This window comes from Providencia sp. PROV175 (assembly GCF_032707045.1).
Lineage (GTDB): Bacteria > Pseudomonadota > Gammaproteobacteria > Enterobacterales > Enterobacteriaceae > Providencia > Providencia hangzhouensis.
The window spans coordinates 2,580,281-2,600,169 of record NZ_CP120533.1; the positions used below are offsets into that span (position 1 = coordinate 2,580,281).

The window sequence follows — 19,889 nt, forward strand, 5'->3', positions numbered from 1 at the left end:
GAGACAACATCATGCAACCAACAAACAGCACAATACAAAGCCCATCTTCACCACCAGGCTGGCAAATGAACCCGGTTTTAGTAATGTTAACTATAGTTATCATTGCCTTTTTAATGACTTATTTTGTTAATTCAGGCCAATATGAGCGTGATGGCAAGAAAGTTATTCCTGATTCTTACCAAACTATCACTAAAGACATTACGTTAGAGCAATTATTAGGCACTGAGAAATCGGAGGAAGGTACTGCCGCTCCAGTCAGTTTGCCTCAACTATTTAAAGCGATCCCCGAAGGAATTGTTAAGCAATCGCCACTTATATATATGGTGCTATTCATCGGAGGAATGTTTGGTATTCTCAATAAAACAGGAGCTATAGAATCAGGGCTAGAGCGATTGCTCCATGTTACCCGAGGCAATATCTACTTGTTAATCCCTTTCTTAATGATTGTATTTTCTATGGGAAGTACCTTTATGGGGTTAGCCAAAGAGTATCTTTTGGTTATTCCCATGGTTATAGCCTTAGTGAAACGCGTTGGGTTGAATGAACTTATTGGGCTTGCCATTGTAGCTATTGCGGTTAAGGTAGGATACCTCGCCTCCATCACCAACCCATATGCACTTTCTATCGCACAACCGCTTGTTGGTTTACCCGTGTTTAGTGGTTTAAGTATGCGAATTGCGGCGTACCTTATTTTTATTACACTCGGTATTTTATTCGTGTTCTATAGCATTCGTAAAACGACGCTCACAAACTATGTGGTTGAAGAACATAATCAAACCACACAATTAACCCATCGCCATAAACTTATGTTAATTGTCTTAGCTATCGGTGTTGCATTTTTAGTCTATGCCTCTAATCGCTGGCATTGGAAAAATAATGATTTATCTGCTTACTATTTATTCTTAAGTGTTATTTTAACTTGTTGTAGTGGTTTGACCGCAAGTGCCGCCGCTAATGCATTTGTCAGTGGAATGAAAAAAGTCCTCATCGCAGGGGTGTTAATTGGGTTAGCGACTGCTGTCGAAATTATTCTTTCTCAAGGTAAAATTCTTGATACCATTATTCATCAATTAGTTGGGCTTGTCGGTAATCACGGTCCTTATGTTTCATCATATAGCATGTTTATTTCCCAACTATTATTAGACATTGCTATTCCATCTACTTCTGGGCAAGCAGCTGTCACAATGCCAATTTTAGGCCCCGTTGGTGAAATTTCTGGTGTTTCCCCTCAAACAACGGTTTTTGCATTTTTAATGGGTAATGGGCTAACCAATATGATCACACCAACATCTAGTGGGTTATTGATCTTTTTAGCTACAGCCGGTGTCAGTTGGACCACCTGGGCAAAATACATTTTACCGCTTTTTATCATTTTTATGGCAATCAGCATTGGTTTACTGAGCGTCGCCGTTACCATAGGGTATTAGTAAGATGGATATGAAGAATTACCGAATAAAAATGCGTGATGGAATAATGCTATCAACCGATATTTACTTTCCACAAACTCAATCAACTGCATCTTTTCCCGTTATTATAGAGCGAACCCCCTATGATAAAACCGCACCTTCTCGTTCGGAAAAAACGGTATCAGGCCAGCAAATAACACGCCAAGAAATGGCGAAATACTTCAATAAACATGGTTTTATTGTCGTGTATCAGGATTGCCGCGGGCGTTATGAGTCCGAAGGAAAGTTCACAAAATATATTAATGAAGCTGAAGATGGTTTTGATACATTACAATGGATTATGGAACAACCCTGGTGTAATGGCAAAATAGGCTCAATGGGTCTCTCTTATGCCGCTCATACACAATTAGCAATGGCGTGTTTAAATCCACCAGGTTTACAGACGATGGTGCTGGATTCTGGCGGTTTTGCCAACGCCTACCAATGCGGGATCCGTCAAGGGGGGGCTTTTGAACTCAAACAAGCCACTTGGGCGTTTAAGCAAGCTAAACTAAGCCCACTCGCCCAGCAATCTCCCGAAATTTTAGCCGCACTCGAACAAGAAAATATCCATGAATGGTTTACGACAATGCCATGGCATCAAGGGCAAACATTGCTTAAACATGTTCCTGAATATGAATCGTATTTATTTGAGCAATGGGAAGAAGAGTGTTTTTCCGATTATTGGCAGAAAATAGGCATTTATGCCGAAGGCTATTATGACCAAATACCGGATATCCCAGTGTTATTTATGTCTAGTTGGTACGATGCCTATGTCAGTTCAACATTAGATAACTACTATGCATTTGTTACCAAAAAACAATCATCGCAAAAATTGATCATGGGGCCTTGGCTACATGGTGACCGTAATATCACGCATAGTGGCGACGCAGAGTTTGGTGATATCGCAGCATTTGACCACAATGTTAGTGAAAGTTGGTTATCTTGCCGTTTAAACTGGTTTGAAACTCACTTAAAGGATGAGAGCGCCAAAAACCATCGTGACGAAGTAACAATATTCATGATGGGTGGTGGAAGTGGTAAACGCAACCAACAAGGACGTATAGAGCATGGGGGAAAATGGCTTAGCCACCATCAGTGGCCTTTGCCAAATACTGAGAAAACTGCGTATTATCTGTGGCCAGATAACAAATTACATCATCAGCCCTACACTAAAACAACCACAATATCCTATTGTTATGACCCTAAGCACCCAGTGCCTACCATTGGCGGTGCCTTAACCTCAGGTCAGCCTATATTTTGGGGTGGGGCTTTCAATCAATGTGAATTACCAAAGTTTTTTGGTAGTAAACAAAATAACTTACCCCTTTCTGCCCGCTGTGATGTATTAGTATTCGAAACCGAAGAATTACAAGCAGATGTCTGTTTAGCAGGTGAAATTGAAGTGTCGCTTTGGATAAGCAGTGATGCATTAGATACAGATTTCACTGCAAAACTTATTGATGTTTACCCTCCCAGTGCCGATTACCCTCAAGGCTATGCCATGAATATTACTGATGGCATCATCCGTTGTCGTTTTCGGCATGGTTATGAACGGAAGGAATTATTAACCCCAAATGAAATTGTCGAAGTAAAAATTAAGCCGTTTGCCTGTGCAAACCGTTTCGCAAAAGGACATCGTATCCGATTAGATATTTCTAGTAGCAATTTCCCTAAATATGACTTCAATACAAATACAGGTAAAACTATCGCGGGTGATAGAACCTGGAAAATAGCTTGTAATAGCCTACATATTTCTAGCGAATACCCGTCAAAAATCATTTTGCCCGTGCTCAACGAAACTTAAAAATAATATAATTAACCAATAAATTTGCCCGCTTTAACTGCCAACACCACTAAAGCGGGCTATATGAGAAGATAATTATTCCGCTTGAACCCAAAACACACCATCCCCCTCTAGGGCAGTAAATGTCTGGTGTAAATAATCGCTATCTGCCTGTGGGTCAAGGTCTGCAAACAACTCTGGGTGGATAAATTTTGCAATCGCTTCCACCGCAATAATGTTAAATGGCGTATCGTAGTATTGCTGGTATAACGCTAATACTTGCTTGTTTTTGTAAGCAGATAATGAACGAAACTTAGGGCGATCCATTAGCTTACTCAAGCGAGCTAAAGACTTTTGTTTATCCCCCGTATAACCTAACGGCACAGAAGCACTACCTTTACGGGTACTATCCCAATCAGCTGCGGTCATTAAATAATAATCAGGGTTGCTGTGAATCAATTGTTCTTCACTGATTTCCCCACCCATTCCAATACTAAACCATTGTGAACCAAGGTTATTCCCGCCTGCCGTTTCAACAAATTCGCCAAAATTACCATTACCGAACGTTTTACAGCAATAATCTTCCCCTTGGATACCAGCAGCTCGTTCAATGAATACGCTTGGACGCTGCTCTTTGCTAAGTTTAGCCACTCTTGAACGGATTAAGTCTAACTTTTGTTGATAAAACTGATTAAATGCTTGTGCTTGTTGTTCCTCACCGAATACTTGGCCAAGTAATGCCATACTCGGCATGGTATTTTTTAATGGATATTGCCTAAAGTCGATAAAAATAACGGGTAAACCACTTCTTTCCAATAACGATAAGGTGCCACTTTCAGCAAGCTTACTTTTTAAGCCAATATCAAAAATTAACAAATCAGGTTGAGCTACTAAGGCCTTTTCAACACTAAAATCTGTCGTGTAAGGGTTGGGAAAAACAGGTATTTGACTGAGTTGTGGAAATTTTTTGCTGTACGCAACACTCAAATCAAGCGCTTTTTTAATTAACGCATCATCCCAAGCAATAATCCCTTTTAATGGGTCTTGCGGATGTAATATATTTAACGCAACTAAAACACGGCTGTCCGCCAGCATCACTCGAGATACAGGGGCATTAACCGTCACATCCCTACCCGCAATATCCGTCACAGTGATAGGTGCCGCCAAACTATTAGTTGAAAATAGTAGGCTAACAGCACTAAGAATCAGCACGAATGCATTGATAAGTTTTCTCATCATCATTGTTCTGCCTTATTTTTATTAAAATTTTACGGATGCTTGAACATAGTAAGTTCTTGGCTGCCCCACATAGATACCATAATTGTTATCCGTAGAACGTGTAAAATAAGTTTGGTCAAAAAGATTTTTAATACCAGCAGATAGCGTTAAATCAGACAAACTTTTTCCAAAATGGTACTCGCCTCGTGCGTCCCACACCATATAACCGGGGATTGTTCCGTATCGGCCATCAGCACTTGGTTTTGTTACATAATGGCTTGATGTTCCTGGCGATTCTTGGGTAGATTGTGCATAAGTATTTAAGTTCCATACCCAATTACCAGTTTCATAACGGCTACCTGCGGTAAAGACTTGCCGTGAATAAAACGGTAAATCCTTATGAGCGAAATCCCCTTTTTTACTTACCGCTTTAGTGTAGGTATAAGTACTATACATACTTATACCATCCAATTTATCGCTCAGCTCAGACAGGTTATACCTTGCCGCCAATTCCACACCTTGATGAGTTGTGGCTCCCAAATTTGTCCAACCCGTTGTATTTTCAACGTAAAGTAATTGGTCATCGAAATCGATATAAAATAATGTCGCTTCAAGAGATAGCGCAGTATTATCGTATTTAGTCCCCACTTCATAGTTATGTGCTTTTTCTGCACTTAACCCATTTGCGGGTGAATTCCCTACCCCTTTCGTATTCAACTGAAAATACTGCAAACTGCCAAATGACGTACTCGCATTGGCAAATAGTTTCCATTCATCATCAATGTGATAGATCACCGCCAGCGCAGGAAGCGGTTCGCTATATCGCTTACTTCTGTTTTGGTTTTTAAAACTGTCATTTAAATGAATATTAATGTTCTCATAGCGGATCCCTGGGATCACCGTCCAATTACCAACATCAATGGTGTCATCAAGGTAAATAGCATGGGCTTCTGTTCCACCTGATGTGTGTTGGTAATAATCATTAGTACTCGGCCGCGAACTTTGAGTGCCGGCTTGGTACCAATTTGAACGGTAAGCTTTTTCGTCTGCGGTTTCATTTAAATAACGGTATCCCACCGTCACTTCATGTGAAATATCATTAAAACGGAATAATTGTGAATAACTCGGTTCAATTGCATACGCGGTATAGTGACGAGGGTAAGAAACTAACCGTCTTTCATTCGCTTTATCTTTATGGTCACTTTCTATATAACTCCCCCGATAACTTTTACTAAACCATGTCATTAACTCAAATTGTTTATCATCTTCTTCATGTTTATATTTCAATGACATGTCTTGTCGATTTCCTTCAAAACGGTCATAAGGCCGTGTTGATTGGAATGGGTCAGCGTTATATTGCGCTTGAGTTAGCCCACCTGGCATACCTGACATTGCATGATAATAATGAAAATTAGCCAGTAACTCGTCGTTATCGGTTATGGCATAACGTGTTTTTAAAATCAGGTCATCAATATCTGTATTATCATTGCTTTTACGGTAGCCCTGCCCATGTAACCCTGAATACAGCAATAGCGCTCCCGCAGAGTCATCGGCTTTTGAGCCCCCCACGGACGCATCGACTAGGGTTTTGAGCCCTCCTGTTTTAGCCCCTTGGGTTTGTAACGAAACACCACCAGAAAAGTCTTTCGGGATAGGTTTTGTCACAAAGTTAATGACGCCACCCACATTTTGTGGCCCATAACGTACGGAAGCTCCTCCGCGGATCACATCAATAGATTCAATACTCCCTAGTGATAATGGCGACATCGACAGCTGAGGTTGGCCATAAGGCGCGGCCGCTAGTGGCATACCATCGAGTAAAATCGTTGAGCGGGGTGAAAGGCGTGAGGTTAACCCACGAACCCCAACATTCAAGGAAACATCGCTCCCACCTGTCCCGTTACTTTCGCGCACCTGCACACCCGGTATTCCTTTCAATGCATCGGCAATAGTTTCACTGCCAGATTCTTTGATTTGCTGTTGATTTCTTACTGTCCGAGCACCTGGGTGATTAAATACCACCTCACTATCTTCCGTATTTTCAAGCCAGTTGCCTGTAACTGTAATCTGATCATTTTTTGAATTATCAGCAGCAAATACATGATAAGGCGCTAATGCCGCTGAAATTGCTAATGAAATGAGTAGCTTGCTAGTTTTTAAATTCATAAGAATAAACAGTAAAGGAGATTAAGAGGGATAATGATAATTATAATCATTACAAGCAATCAACTTAATTTACTATTTATTTTGAAATTACATTCGCTTAATCCCTTATCATATAAAGGGTTATTGATTTATTGAGAGTATAGAAAACTAAAAAACCGAGGGAGATCCCTCGGTTCACATTATTGGTAAACATTATATAATTAGAGGCAAATATCATTTTGTCTCTAAAGGAATTAACCGCCTAGAGAGAAAAATACCACTCGGCCAACACCTTCACCCACAAAAATACAGAGCGTTGCAAGTGACATGACGAATGTTGCATTTACAGTGTGTCCCTTTTTTTGGCACAGTAAACGACCCGCAAATACGATACCTAATGCAACAAGTATGACCCTAACAATACTTAAGTTCACTAAACCATCTGGAAGTTCACGCGGCGTCATTCCCATATAAACAGGCTCTCCTATGTTTCCGAGAAGAGATAACGCGCCCAATAGCATCAGTAAGATCCCAATAACGCCGATACCTAATGCAATTTTAACCACTCGTTTTAATTGCTCTTCTTTACCATCGCGGCGCAAAGAACCTACAAGTAATAATGCGGCTACCACACCACCCAGTAATAATACTGCACCAAAGAAACTGGCGTAGGTAAATAAACCATTCCATAGGTTAAACAAGGTATTAGCATATAAGGCTGACATTGCATACATATAGATGATACCGGCTAACGCACTAAGCAACAATAGCAGCGCATTCGCTTTTTGCTTAAGCAATAACAGAGCAACACTGAAAAATAGTAGCCCCATGTAAATTGCCGTTGCCCACACTTCACGGCTCATCCATGAAGTAGACACATGCAGCATGGTATAAAACATGTGTAACGGGTTACCCATATGAAATAATGAACCTAGCAACCCAACACAACCCAACACAAAACTTGCTAAAATAGGCAGTTTGATAAACTGGACGCTTTGTTGGTTATTTCCGCCTTCAAGCACACGAAAATAGCAGACTAATGAGACGAGCAAGCACCCCACAGAAGCTTGCATAAATAAGGTGAAAATCACCAATGGAAATTCATGCATGATAATTCTCCTTATCCTTTTGTACCGACAACTAGGTTCGGTTTGGTAATACTTGAGCTAGGTAGCCCGGCAATATCTGCATTCGAGCCATATTTTTTACGTAATTCGCTAATAAGGCCGAACTCAATCGCACGCATAGGGCAAGAATCAACACACATTGGATTTCCGCCTTTTTCACGTAGGTCAATGCAAGTGTCACACTTGGTCATCATACCAATACTGGCATCGAACTGAGGCGCCTCGTATGGACAAGCCCATGTGCAATAACGACAACCAACACATTTATCATGGTCGACTAATACAACTCCATCTTCTTCTCGCTTGTGCATTGCAGTAGTAGGACAATGGCTGACACATTGCGGGTCATCACAATGGTTACAGGCAATAGACAAGTGCCAAGTCCGAGGACGTGGATACTCCCCCACTTCAATATCATACACACGACGAAAGTTGCGTCCGACCTCAAGGTCATTTTTGTCTTTACATGCAACAACACAGGTTTTACAACCAATGCAAGTGGCAACATTAATATAAAATCCGACTTGTTTATCCATTTCTCATTGCCCCCTAAAATATAATACGCTGTGGAATTGCAGCATCTGGAACTAACTGGTCACCATGCCATTTTTCGATATTACATAGCATCGTATTCCACCCTGATGTACCCAGCCCTGTCGGGACTTGAATGGTTAGCGTATTGTCGGCTCCCGCCATATCTATCCCTGTTTTTTCATCAACATTTGTCCAACTACCGTGTGGTAACGCCACAACACCAGGTTTCATCGTCTGTGTCACCAACGCAGGACGTACAATCTTCCCTTGTGGGCTCGTGATCAGAACAGTTTCACCGTGCTTAATACCTAAACGTTTTGCATCGGAGGCATTGATATAAATTGGGCTTGGCCATTGTTCACGTAGCCAAGGCACATTATCAAGCGTACTGTGAGAGCGGCGTAAGTAGTGTGGATTATAGATTTGGAATGGATAATCCCCTTTTTCCTTCTTCGAGAAATCACTAAAACTTGCCTCATAACCGCTTGCAGACGGAATATATTCAGGAATTGGTGGTAATTTCGTCCAGCCACATTCATCCGCTTTTTCGACTAATGTTTGGCAGTAAATTTCAAATTTTCCACTTGGTGTTGGTCGTGGATTGGCCTGAGGGTCACGAATAAAATCTTCATAGGCAATATAACCATAGTTATCATCAGAGGAGCGCTCTACTTGGTATTTCCCAACAGTAAGGAATTCATTGAGGGTGATCCTGCCTTGCTGCGGCTTACCTGTTACTTGCCATTCATCAATATCCGCTTGGGTAATTGTTATTAGTGGTTCAGTTGTCTTACCATCTTCACCAATAATTGTTGCACCATTAAGTTTATTGAAGAATTGTTGCTTTTCTGAAATAGGAAAAACTTCATCGACATTAATACCAAGACGTTTACCTATTTCTTTGGCGATCCACTGGTCACTTTTTGCTTCATAAAGTGGTGGTGTTACATTCACCGCAGCTATAATAACTTCGCGGTTACTTGGATTTAATATGGTTCCTTCACGTTCCCACTCCGTAGTTACGGGTAAGACGATATCCGAATATTTCGCACAAGTATGTGGAACATAGGCCGCAGTCACAACCAACTCTATATCTTTACGATAAGCTTCAACGCTTTGCGAAATATTGGCTCGTGTTTGTAACGTGGCATTGAATGGATGAATGATCATTTGGATATTTGCATCGACATCTCCCACACCACGTTGGCGGAATTTTTTCTCTAATAATGCACGGTTAAGCTCATTGTGATTGATTTTTAAACTGACTGGGTTTGGTACTGAAGGTAGCCCACTTGCTCCCGCCATAACGAGCCGCGTGCCATTATTTCCAGCAGCGAAATGGCAACTAACCCCTGTCATCCGGCCAGGCCTTCCCATATGGCCAGTCATAAAGCCTAAGGTTGAGAATGCTTGCACCCACCCTTCGCCATTATGAATTCGAGCAGGCGCCCAACCAGTAAGCAATGCAACTCGATTGGTACCACCGATTTCACGCGCTAATGTGCGAATGTCGCTAGCTGACAAGCCGCAAATATTAGAGGCCCACTCTGGCGTTTTTGGCTCTCCCGTATAAGTACCTAACAAATAATCTTTGAAGTTCCCTTTTGGATCTGCACCTGCTGGCATATTACTTTCATCAAAACCAACTGTGCAACGGCGTAAAAAATCCCAGTCAATCAACGGACTGTCAGGGCTATCCATTTCTAATAGTGCGTACATAATACCCAGTGCTAATGCATGGTCAGTACCCGGATTGATGGGGTACCAATCTGCATCCATTAACTCTGCCGTCGTCGTATAACTTGGGTCAATGCTAATGAAGCGAGCCCCCGCTTTTTTCGCTTGATAGTAATTATAGGTTGGGCTGCCTGGGCTACTCCATGCAGGGTTTGCTCCCCACATCACAATTAACTGGGAGTTACGCATATCAAAACGGTCATTGGTACCAAAGGTATAAAACCCTTCAAGTAATCCTAAATGAGCTGGTGTTTCAAACCATGCGCCCCATGAGGTTGTTCCCCAATCGCCAACAAATCCCCCTGCTTTTGCATAAACGCTTTGGATTTCAACACCGTTACCGCCGGTGATCCAAATAGATTCTTGACCATATTTTTCTTTAATACGTTTCGATTCTGATGCCACAATATCTAATGCTTCATCCCAACTGATGCGCACCCATTGGTCTCGTCCTCGTAAGCTTTTATCCCCACCACCGGGAGCCCAGCCTTTACGCTTCATTGGATATTTCAACCGATCCGCGCCAAAGACTTGTTTACGTTGTGAACGTCCACGCAAACAACCTCGTTGTTGTGGGAAATCAGGGGAGTCTGCAACCACATCATCGGTTTTTTGCCTAACAACGACGCCATCAACCACCAATGCTTTATTAACACAGCGACCACCACAGTTGTGCCAACAGGCCACGGGCTTCCATTTTCCTTGAGTGACTGCGTCAGTGGCTTGCACAACCGCTTTTTCTTCCTCTGGTGTTGCCGCATATAATTGCTTACTCAGCGGTAACGTAGCCATCACTGATGCCGCTGATGTCCATGCTATAAATGAACGGCGACTTAAGGCTATTTTCTGTCTTTCTGACATTGCTTCTACCTCTTCATTTTGTTTTATTATTATAAATTGACTAATTCATTGATTTTTTTAATATCATTACGTAAAAAAAGCTCAAGTAATGAACTTAATTGACGATAAAATACGGTTTCTGCGTGGTTATGCATTGAACGGCAAAATGGCGTTATAAAAGCCAATAAATGGGTATTCAAGAATGTTGCAGACCCGAGTAATAACGCGTTCACTTTGGGCCAATCAACAGGGCCTGTTTCGCTGTCAATAAGCTCAGTAATGCGCAGACTTAAATGCCACATAAAATCTAACTCATAGCCAATATGGTCAGCGGCTTCCATATCACCTTCTGGCAAATAAACGTCATACTGTTCATAAAAAGACTTTACTGCTAACGTACTTTCTTGAAATAGTAGTTTGTCACGAGACACATAAGTCGATTCCCATGGCGATGCTGGCGGGGCTTCTGGGCCTATAAACAAGCGAGTAAAGTCCCAATGCAAATTTTCGAAATCATCGTTGTTAGCTTGTAACTGCCTCGTATTTAAGTCTTTATGCATGTCATTTATCGCGTTTTTCATCGCGGGTAATGCATCATCACAGGGAAATAACAGTAACCCCGAGTCTCTCAAATAATTTAATAGCTCAGGCGTTGGTTCTTCCATAAACAAACGTCGTAGTACGTCATAAGCAAATTGACGTGCATACAGAAAATCTACAATTTGGTCATCATTCGTCATAAATATTTCCCTGCAGGTCTGTCAGTAAAAATTCAGTGGGTGTTGTAAGCTCAATTCGGATTTCTTTAATTAAAGGATTTCCCTGTTCATCGGGTTCAATAATGTGGGAGGTCACTGCGATAAGTAGTTTGCCTAGCGGGGTTAATAAGCCTATTGCCTCAGGATTAAACTGCAAAAATCCATGCAGCAATTCTTGATGATAAGAAACACCAGCGTTTTTCAGTAAAACTGCCACCTTTTCACAATCATCACCAAAGACTTTGGCACTTTTAAAAAAATAATCCCGAGAAGAGAAAAAATAATGCTTTCCTATTATGTGTTCATTGTTTTCAAAAAAAGCATTGCTTTGGTACACCTGCCCAGTATGTTTATTTTCTAAAGAGCAGTAATGCACCCCGAGAGACAATTGATTTTCTAGTGCGAATTTGAGAACTCGAAGGCAAGCTAACTCACTCTGTGCAACAGCTAATCCACCTGCATACCAATAGTTGTAATACACCTCATAAGGTGGATTTTTAAGTTTGAATCCTCGAGATTGATAGGCTTCACTATTTGTTAACGGGAAACAAAACTCTAATAAATTGATACCATCAACTCCAATATCATCAAGCTGAGTAAGCAACTGATACATTTGCTGCTCTGTTCCTGGGATAACAGGCATCTCCACCATGACTGAGGGAAAAATTTCACGCGCTAATGCGATACGGTGTAAAACTTTGGTGATCCGTTCTGTAGGATCATCAATTTTGATACTAAAGCGGATTTCTTGTAGACCTGCTTTCGCTAAAGCTAATGCGGTATTACGGTCTAATGGGTCACCGGCTGTATATAACCGGCTATGAGCCTGAGGTAATTTTTGTTGGACTGCTTGGAAAAATGCGATACTTTCTTGGCGAAAAAGTAGAGGCTCTCCCCCGGTTAGTGCGATATGGGTGAGTGGGTAACCTTGCTCTGCGATTGCGTCAACTTCACCAACAGCATCACGCATTTCCTGTTGAAATTCCTGATAATTCTCTTGGTTTGGGTTAAAACAAAAGTAACAATCACGATGGCATTTCAAGGATAAAAATGTGGTGTGGCTCCCTTCCCCTGTGCGGCATTGCACACAAGCACTTGATAACCAATTACAATGTATACTCTTTCCACTATTCGAAAAAATTGCGCCTTTACTTTTTATATCTAGTTTGAGTTGTTCAATCTCATGTTGCTGTGCAAAAGGGTCTTCAAAATTAAGTCCATATTCGATAATTGCCTGCTGTGTTTGCTGTTCAATATCCAAATAGCGAATAGCATAACGCTTAAACTTTTGGTTATTTACTGTAGATATTGTTCTATCAGTAATAGGATAAATCATAAATTTACCTTCAATTTATGAGCAAATAGTTTCTATTATTCGTTGAATTTTCAATTGGACTCAGATCGCAAATAATCAATTAATAGACGGGTATGACAATACCTGTGACAATTAGAAAAATGCTTATAAAGACTCACATCATTACCGATTAAATTGAAAATATTTTTTAAATAAGAAATATTCGCATTATTTTATTTTGATTTAGTATTAATGGCAGTATAAGTTAGTGGCATTATATGATGTTGCGCAAGATCAAAAAAACTTTCCTTTCATTATTTATATATCAACCAATTAGCTGATACTGCCAGCATAGCCAAATTATTACTCAGCAACGTTCTCATTATATGAGAATAATCTCATCAAATAAGTCGCTATATAAAAACTAAATAGCCAATTAGACAATACTCAAAAATAAAATAAAACTAACCTGTTAACATTAAAATAATCATAATAATATTTCAATTTGTAAAATTAAAATTCAAAAAATGTTCATCCGTTCATTTTTGTATTATTATTTATTTTTATCTTATAAAAATAAATCTCTCCAACAAATAAAGCATAGTGACTATTTATCATTTTTATCATTTTTATCATTTTTATCATTTTTATCATTTTTATCATTTTTATCATTTTTATCATTTTTATCATTTTTATCATTTTTATCATTTTTATCATATTTATCATATTTATCATATTTAATTTATATAATTAAAATTAATCGTTAAGCATTTTCAATTTGTCACTATCGCTCTATTAGCTATTATCATCAAAGTGGTAAAGCATAAGTAACCTTAACCGTTTCCATTGGTACCTCCGTCTTAATACTTTGAATACTACTAATTTGTGTTAAATGATCCGCATGGAAACGACGATATGAAGCTAAGTCTTCCGTCACAATACGGATCAGTGCATCACATTCCCCAGCCATTAGATGGCATTCGACGACTTCAGGCATCTGTTTAATGTCTTCAACGAATTGGTTGATGGTTTTAGCATCCTGTGTTTTAAACCAAATACGAGCAAATAAAGAAAGGCCAGCTCCAATTTTACTGCCATCCAACACCGCTACATAACGTTTGATAACCCCAGCCTCTTCAAGTAATTTCACACGACGTAGGCAAGGTGACGGGGAAAGCCCCACTTCTTTAGCTAATTCAATATTCTGAATTTTTCCATCTCTTTGTAATACTTGTAAGATATGCCTATCAATGGCATCCAGTTTTAGTCTACTTTCCTTCATTGGCATTCCCCCTCAATTTTATATTAATTAATGATATTAAATACCAATTTTTGTTTATTTTAAAGCAATAAAAAAACCCAATATCATTGGATTATCGCTATAATTTTATCGCTACTGGCCAGTTGCGTGAAAATAACAATGAACAATAATGAGGAATTGAAATGGAGTTACAGAACTTACTCTTATTTAGCGCAACCGTGATCCCTTTAGTCTGCACACCAGGCCCAGACATTCTATTTATTTCCGCACAAGGATTATCGGGAGGAACCTCAGCGGCCTTGAAAGCGAATTTGGGTATTATATTGGGTTATGTGGCACATGCGATTCTGGCTGCACTTGGTTTAGCGGCGATTGTTGCAGCTTCACCCATGATTTTCCACACCATTAAATGGGTTGGGGTCGCTTATGTCACTTACCTTGCTGTTCGTATGATGTTATCTGCGATGAAAGCCGGTGAGCTAAGAATCCAAGCTGTGTCAACAAAAGCGGTAATAGGTAAAGCCTTTCTAACTAGCTTCCTTAATCCTAAAGGGTTACTGGTGTATTTCGCTATTTTACCAAACTTCATTAAACTGACAGAAAGTGTCGCTGTTCAATCCTTGATACTTTCAGCCACTTTTATACTTTCGTGTGTCGTGATCTACGGCGTGATAGGTGCATTATTTGCATCCATGCATAATAAACAAGCTTATAATGATAAAAAACGTCGTATAACCGAAGGTGTTGCAGGTGGAATGCTAACGCTAGCCGCTATCGGTTTAGCAACCAGTTAGCGGGGTAATAACTCAATCCAGATTAACTTGCTATCGGTGCTAAGTGGTTTTATATCTCCTTCACCGATATCAGGTAACCACCACGCTCCTTGTCCTTGCGCCATATGATGGCAATTTGCCCCTGAAATTTCCCATTCGCCATTGAGCACGTAGACTAACCCCGCTTGGTTGGCGGGTAATCTACAATCTTCAGTGATGAAATAGTTTATAGCCACCCACCTATCATCTCGAAAAATAAAATTCATTAACTTAACTGATGGCTCTGAGACTTTTACCGCGCAAAATTGCTGAGCTGAAAATTGGGCGTGATCACCTGCGCGCTCTAGGCGATGCTCAAACGCTTTGGTATCGGTTAAAAGAAGCGGCTGGTCATTCAACAATACCACCAGCCTTTCCCCTTCTGCATAGCGCTTTAAATAGCTATCTTGGTTAATGGTTGCAATGCTTGCGCGTAATGAATAATCCGATGCAACCGGCCAGCAAAACACTTCTTGGCTGGCCCCCGCACCATCATTCCAATCAAGGATAGGTAATTCCATTATGTCAAAACATTTTATTTTCACATTACCTCCCGTCTGTTGCTGCTAACACATTTAGATTTATACCTAGATTGGCAAAGTTAATCTTTCAGGGCAATGAATTAACGATGATAATGTGACTAATCACGCCTCTCATTGATTAAAAAGTGACATAAACGACCTAAAGTTTTCATTGCTTCCTCCACCCTCTCATTCCATGTAAACGATGCATTAAGACGAAATGCATGATTAAACTGGTCACTTGTGGAAAACATGCTCCCCGGCGCGATACTGATACCTTCTTTTAGTGCGAGTTGATACAACCGAATTGCATTAAACGGCGGTTCAAACTCTAGCCATAAAAAATACCCACCTTTTGGTGTATTAACTTTTACTGACTGAGGCATGTATTTTGCTATTGCACTCAACATTTGGTGCTGACGCTGTTCCATCGTTAAACGCAGTTTACGAAGGTGGCTGTCATATCCCCCTAATGATAAGTACTCCGCAATAGCTAATTGCGTGGGAACGCTGGCAGAAACGGTACTCATCATTTGTAAATGTTGAATTTTTGTCGCATGTTGGCCTGCTGCGACCCAACCAACTCGGTACCCCGGCGCTAAACATTTCGAAAATGAAGAGCAATGAAAGAAATTACCTTTAGTATCAAGTGCCTTTGCGGGTATTGGCTGTTTGCTACCAAAATAAAGTTCCCCATAAACATCGTCCTCAATTAAAGTAATTTGATGCTTATTAAGGATATCGACCAGACGTCTTTTGTTTGTTTGCGGCATCGTTCCGCCTAATGGATTTTGATAATGCGTCATTAGCCAACAGGCTTTAATTGGATATTTGCTCGCAATATCCTCTAATGCGTCAAGATCAATACCAAATAACGGGTCTGTTTTAATGGCAATGGCCTTAAGTTTTAACCGCTCAATTGCCTGAAGTGAACCATAGAATGCAGGAGATTCGATAACGACCCAATCCCCGGGCTGAGTCACCGATTGTAAACTCAAAACTAAAGATTCCATTGCCCCTGCTGTAATCACGATTTCATCCGGAGCGACATGGATCCCTTGGGTTGCATAACGCTGAGCAATGTTACGACGCAGTTGTTCATTACCAGGAGGCAAATTAGCCGGGGTATTAAATTTCGATAAGCGCCTAGCAACAGACGCAAGAGACTTCGCGAGTTTTGGATCATCCAATAAGGCGGGTTCTGGAAATGCAGAACCAAATGGGATAATATTCGGGTCCTTACAAGCTTGTAGGACACCAAAAATAGAGGCATTAATCTCTACATTTTCATTCAAATGTAGCCCTTTTCCTCCTTTTGCGGCAGCAAATGCGTTATTGCGGTTTGCCACGTAATACCCTGATTGCGGCCGAGCAACGACCCATCCTTGGCTTTCAAGTAACTGATATGCTTGCACAACAGTCATTAAACTTAAACCAGACTGTTTAACACTTTCCCTCAATGAAGGTAATCTGTCGCCCACTTGCCAGATATTGTCTTCAATTTGCTGACGAATTTGCGCTGCTAATTGTTCGTATCTCGTCATAGCCGCCTCAACTGTTATAGTTAATATCCCAATAATTGTTACTATTATAGTTTATCGTCTCATGTTCTACTTATCCACACATTCACCTGACTTTTTTTTAACTATAAGCACAAAAAATTTTTCGTTGAATTGCGGTTATTTTGCATTCAGGTGTGAGCAATTCCTTTTGCTAGGGATTAGCACCTCAATTGCTCTCATCAAAACGTTAAATATTGCGTGCCATTAACATATCCACTCAGGGGTCAATATGTTTGGACTAACTGCGCTGGAACTTGCCCGTATACAATTTGCTTTTACGGTCTCGTTTCATATCATTTTCCCAGCCATTACTATTGGGCTAGCAAGTTACCTTGCGGTGCTACAAGGTCTATGGCTTAAAACTCGTGACGAGGACTATATAAAACTGTTCCATTTTTGGTCGAAAGTTTTTGCGGTTAATTTCGGAATGGGCGTTGTTTCTGGATTGGTGATGGCATACCAATTTGGTACCAACTGGAGTTTCTTTTCAGATTTTGCAGGTGGAATTACCGGTCCATTGCTCACGTATGAGGTATTAACCGCGTTCTTTCTTGAAGCCGGTTTCCTTGGTGTCATGCTGTTTGGCATGAACCGAGTGGGTGAAAAACTGCACTTTTTTGCCACCTGCATGGTTGCATTAGGTACCATCATTTCCACTTTCTGGATTTTGGCATCTAACAGTTTTATGCAAACACCGCAAGGTTTCGAAATCATCGATGGTCGTATCGTCCCCGTTGATTGGTTGGCCGTCATTTTCAACCCATCGTTTCCATACCGTTTATTGCACATGACCACGGCTGCTTTCCTTGCTGCGGCATTCTTTATTGGTGCTTCTGCGGCATGGCATTTACTCAAAGGCAATAAATCCAGTGCCATGAAAAAAATGTTTTCCATGTCCTTGTGGTTGATTTTGGTCTTAGCCCCTGTTCAAGCTTTAATTGGGGATGCTCATGGCCTAAATACACTTAAACATCAACCAGTTAAAGTTGCCGCAATGGAAGGTCACTGGGAAAACAAACCCGGAGAAGCCACCCCGCTAATCTTGTTTGGTATTCCAAACCAAGAGAAAGAAAAAACCGAATATGCCATCGAAATTCCGTATCTTGCGAGCCTGATATTAACCCATAGTATTGATAAACAAGTGCCTGCATTAAAAGAATACGCGCCAGAAGACAGGCCGAACGTGTTTATGGTGTTCTGGTCGTTCCGTGTAATGGTCGGGCTGGGCTTATTAATGATAGCGGCTGGAGTCTGGGGTTTATGGCTGCGTTATCGTAAAAATCTGTATGAATCCAAAACCTTCCTGCGCTTTATGTTCGTCATGGCACCTTCTGGGCTGATAGCCATCCTTGCAGGTTGGTTTACAACAGAAATTGGCCGCCAGCCATGGGTTGTTTATGGGCTACAACGAACCTCTGATGCGGTCAGTGCACATGGTGAAATGCACATGAGCATCAGTTTAATCGCCTTTTTTGTCGTTTATGGCGGTGTTTTCGGGATTGGCTATATGTACATGATGAAATTAATTCGTAAAGGTATCGCGGAGGACGCAGCTCATGGGCATTGATTTACCTCTCATTTGGTTTGTCATCATCGTATTTAGTATGTTGATGTATATTGTTATGGATGGTTTCGATTTGGGGATCGGTATTCTCTATCCAGCCCTAAAAGATAGCCAAGACCGTGATCTGATGATGAATAGCGTTGCCCCTGTGTGGGATGGCAATGAAACTTGGTTGGTTTTAGGTGGGGCCGCTTTATTTGGCGCCTTTCCTCTCGCTTATGCGATTGTCCTTGATGCCCTGTCAATTCCGTTAACTTTCATGTTATTGGCCTTGATTTTCCGTGGCGTCGCCTTTGAGTTTCGCTTTAGAGCGGACGAATCACACCGCCGCCATTGGGATCACGCCTTTATTTGGGGTTCAATTTTTGCCACCTTTGTTCAAGGTGTGGTAGTTGGTGCCTTTATCCAAGGCTTCCATGTGGAAAACCGTGTTTACATGGGGGGTTACTTCGATTGGTTCGCACCTTTCCCACTATTTTGCGGATTTGGCCTCGTGGTCGCTTATGCACTACTAGCTTGTGGCTGGTTAATCATGAAAACTGAAGGCCACTTACGTAGCACAATGTATCGCGTTCTAAAACCATTAACATTACTGATGTTAGCGGTCATTGCGGTAATCAGCTTCTGGACCCCAATGTTAAATGAGGCAATCTTTGAGCGTTGGTTCTCACTGCCGAACCTGTTCTTCTTTTTACCTGTTCCGTTACTGGTATTAGCCTGTACTTGGTTGATCCTAAAAAACGCTAAGCGCCAACAACATGACAGCGTGCCATTCTTAGCGGCTTTAATGTTAATTTTTCTTGGGTTTACTGGTCTAGGTATCAGCATCTGGCCAACGCTCATTCCACCTGCAATAAGTTTCCGTGATGCCGCAGGCCCATCCGAAAGTTTAGGCTTTATGTTAGTGGGTGCGTTATTCATTATTCCTGTTATTTTGGTTTATACTTATTGGAGTTACTATGTCTTCAGAGGAAAAATTACCCCAGAACAAGGCTACCACTGATAACGTGGCAGTCTCCCCTTGGTGGAAAAAACTCGGTTGGATGGCCATTATCTGGTTCGGAAGTGTACTTGCTTTATTTGCATTTTCGTCAGTGTTTAAATTGATGATGACCGCCGCTGGAATGAAAGTGAAGTAATTTACCGTTCGATATGCCGTATGCTAAAAATCATACGGCATTTTTATTAAAATTAACGATTCATCACCGTGAATTGCCCTCTCTACTGCTGAAAATCTCTCTTCACAAATATCCGTTCCCAATCATTCGCTAGCGGTTGCAACTTG

General features: G+C 41.0%; 16 protein-coding genes. 6 read left to right on the top strand and 10 right to left on the bottom strand.

From position 1 onward, the window contains the following. The first annotated feature begins 11 nt into the window (after positions 1–11). Positions 12–1,427, top strand: coding sequence for a YfcC family protein (locus tag P3L44_RS11550; protein ID WP_050763789.1), 1,416 nt, complete (start codon positions 12–14; stop codon positions 1,425–1,427). A 4-nt stretch (positions 1,428–1,431) separates the two neighbouring features. Then, positions 1,432–3,252, top strand: coding sequence for a CocE/NonD family hydrolase (locus P3L44_RS11555; protein WP_180359454.1), 1,821 nt, complete (start codon positions 1,432–1,434; stop codon positions 3,250–3,252). A 75-nt stretch (positions 3,253–3,327) separates the two neighbouring features. Here the strand turns inward: P3L44_RS11555 and P3L44_RS11560 are convergent, their stop codons facing one another. From P3L44_RS11560 to P3L44_RS11595, 8 genes are all read right to left on the bottom strand, one after another. Continuing rightward, positions 3,328–4,470: an ABC transporter substrate-binding protein gene (locus P3L44_RS11560; RefSeq protein ID WP_272662545.1), complete on the bottom strand. Its 1,143-nt coding sequence runs from the start codon at positions 4,468–4,470 to the stop codon at positions 3,328–3,330. Between the two features lie 21 nt (positions 4,471–4,491). Continuing rightward, positions 4,492–6,615: a TonB-dependent receptor family protein gene (locus P3L44_RS11565; protein ID WP_272662537.1), complete on the bottom strand. Its 2,124-nt coding sequence runs from the start codon at positions 6,613–6,615 to the stop codon at positions 4,492–4,494. Positions 6,616–6,848: 233 nt separating this feature from the next. Continuing rightward, a complete protein-coding gene (locus P3L44_RS11570) occupies positions 6,849–7,703 on the bottom strand; it encodes a dimethyl sulfoxide reductase anchor subunit family protein (RefSeq protein WP_140170531.1) in 855 nt (284 codons plus the stop codon). Between the two features lie 11 nt (positions 7,704–7,714). Further along, the gene (locus P3L44_RS11575) at positions 7,715–8,257 is read right to left on the bottom strand and encodes a DMSO/selenate family reductase complex B subunit (RefSeq protein ID WP_140170532.1); all 543 of its coding nucleotides are present in this window, start codon (positions 8,255–8,257) and stop codon (positions 7,715–7,717) included. Between the two features lie 13 nt (positions 8,258–8,270). Beyond that, positions 8,271–10,853: a molybdopterin-dependent oxidoreductase gene (locus P3L44_RS11580; protein ID WP_272662536.1), complete on the bottom strand. Its 2,583-nt coding sequence runs from the start codon at positions 10,851–10,853 to the stop codon at positions 8,271–8,273. 29 nt (positions 10,854–10,882) lie between these two features. Next, the gene (locus P3L44_RS11585) at positions 10,883–11,572 is read right to left on the bottom strand and encodes a molecular chaperone (RefSeq protein WP_125891025.1); all 690 of its coding nucleotides are present in this window, start codon (positions 11,570–11,572) and stop codon (positions 10,883–10,885) included. After that, positions 11,562–12,926 carry a radical SAM protein gene (locus P3L44_RS11590; protein ID WP_272662535.1) on the bottom strand — a complete coding sequence of 455 codons (1,365 nt, stop codon included), beginning with the start codon at positions 12,924–12,926 and terminating at the stop codon, positions 11,562–11,564. The genes P3L44_RS11585 and P3L44_RS11590 overlap by 11 nt, the downstream gene beginning before the upstream one ends. A 766-nt stretch (positions 12,927–13,692) precedes the next feature. After that, positions 13,693–14,172: an Lrp/AsnC family transcriptional regulator gene (locus P3L44_RS11595; protein ID WP_004264035.1), complete on the bottom strand. Its 480-nt coding sequence runs from the start codon at positions 14,170–14,172 to the stop codon at positions 13,693–13,695. A 155-nt stretch (positions 14,173–14,327) separates the two neighbouring features. Between P3L44_RS11595 and P3L44_RS11600 the strand changes: the two genes are divergently transcribed. After that, positions 14,328–14,939: a LysE family translocator gene (locus P3L44_RS11600; protein ID WP_140170536.1), complete on the top strand. Its 612-nt coding sequence runs from the start codon at positions 14,328–14,330 to the stop codon at positions 14,937–14,939. Here P3L44_RS11600 and P3L44_RS11605 read toward each other — a convergent pair. Both P3L44_RS11605 and P3L44_RS11610 read right to left on the bottom strand, forming a co-directional pair. Continuing rightward, positions 14,936–15,502 carry a HutD family protein gene (locus tag P3L44_RS11605; protein WP_226616984.1) on the bottom strand — a complete coding sequence of 189 codons (567 nt, stop codon included), beginning with the start codon at positions 15,500–15,502 and terminating at the stop codon, positions 14,936–14,938. The genes P3L44_RS11600 and P3L44_RS11605 overlap by 4 nt on opposite strands. Before the next feature lie 95 nt (positions 15,503–15,597). Further along, positions 15,598–17,022 carry a PLP-dependent aminotransferase family protein gene (locus P3L44_RS11610; protein ID WP_004264022.1) on the bottom strand — a complete coding sequence of 475 codons (1,425 nt, stop codon included), beginning with the start codon at positions 17,020–17,022 and terminating at the stop codon, positions 15,598–15,600. Between the two features lie 247 nt (positions 17,023–17,269). Between P3L44_RS11610 and P3L44_RS11615 the strand changes: the two genes are divergently transcribed. Genes P3L44_RS11615 through P3L44_RS11625 form a run of 3 tightly spaced genes read left to right on the top strand, consistent with a single transcriptional unit; the run spans position 17,270 to position 19,743 of the window. Beyond that, positions 17,270–18,607, top strand: coding sequence for a cytochrome ubiquinol oxidase subunit I (locus P3L44_RS11615; protein WP_140170537.1), 1,338 nt, complete (start codon positions 17,270–17,272; stop codon positions 18,605–18,607). Then, complete coding sequence (gene cydB, locus P3L44_RS11620) at positions 18,597–19,607, top strand: cytochrome d ubiquinol oxidase subunit II (protein WP_004264011.1); 1,011 nt, start codon at positions 18,597–18,599, stop codon at positions 19,605–19,607. Before P3L44_RS11615 ends, cydB begins: the two co-directional genes overlap by 11 nt. Continuing rightward, positions 19,564–19,743 (top strand): DUF2474 domain-containing protein, encoded by a 180-nt coding sequence (locus tag P3L44_RS11625; RefSeq protein ID WP_272662534.1) that lies wholly within the window; start codon positions 19,564–19,566, stop codon positions 19,741–19,743. Before cydB ends, P3L44_RS11625 begins: the two co-directional genes overlap by 44 nt. Positions 19,744–19,889 lie beyond the last annotated feature (146 nt).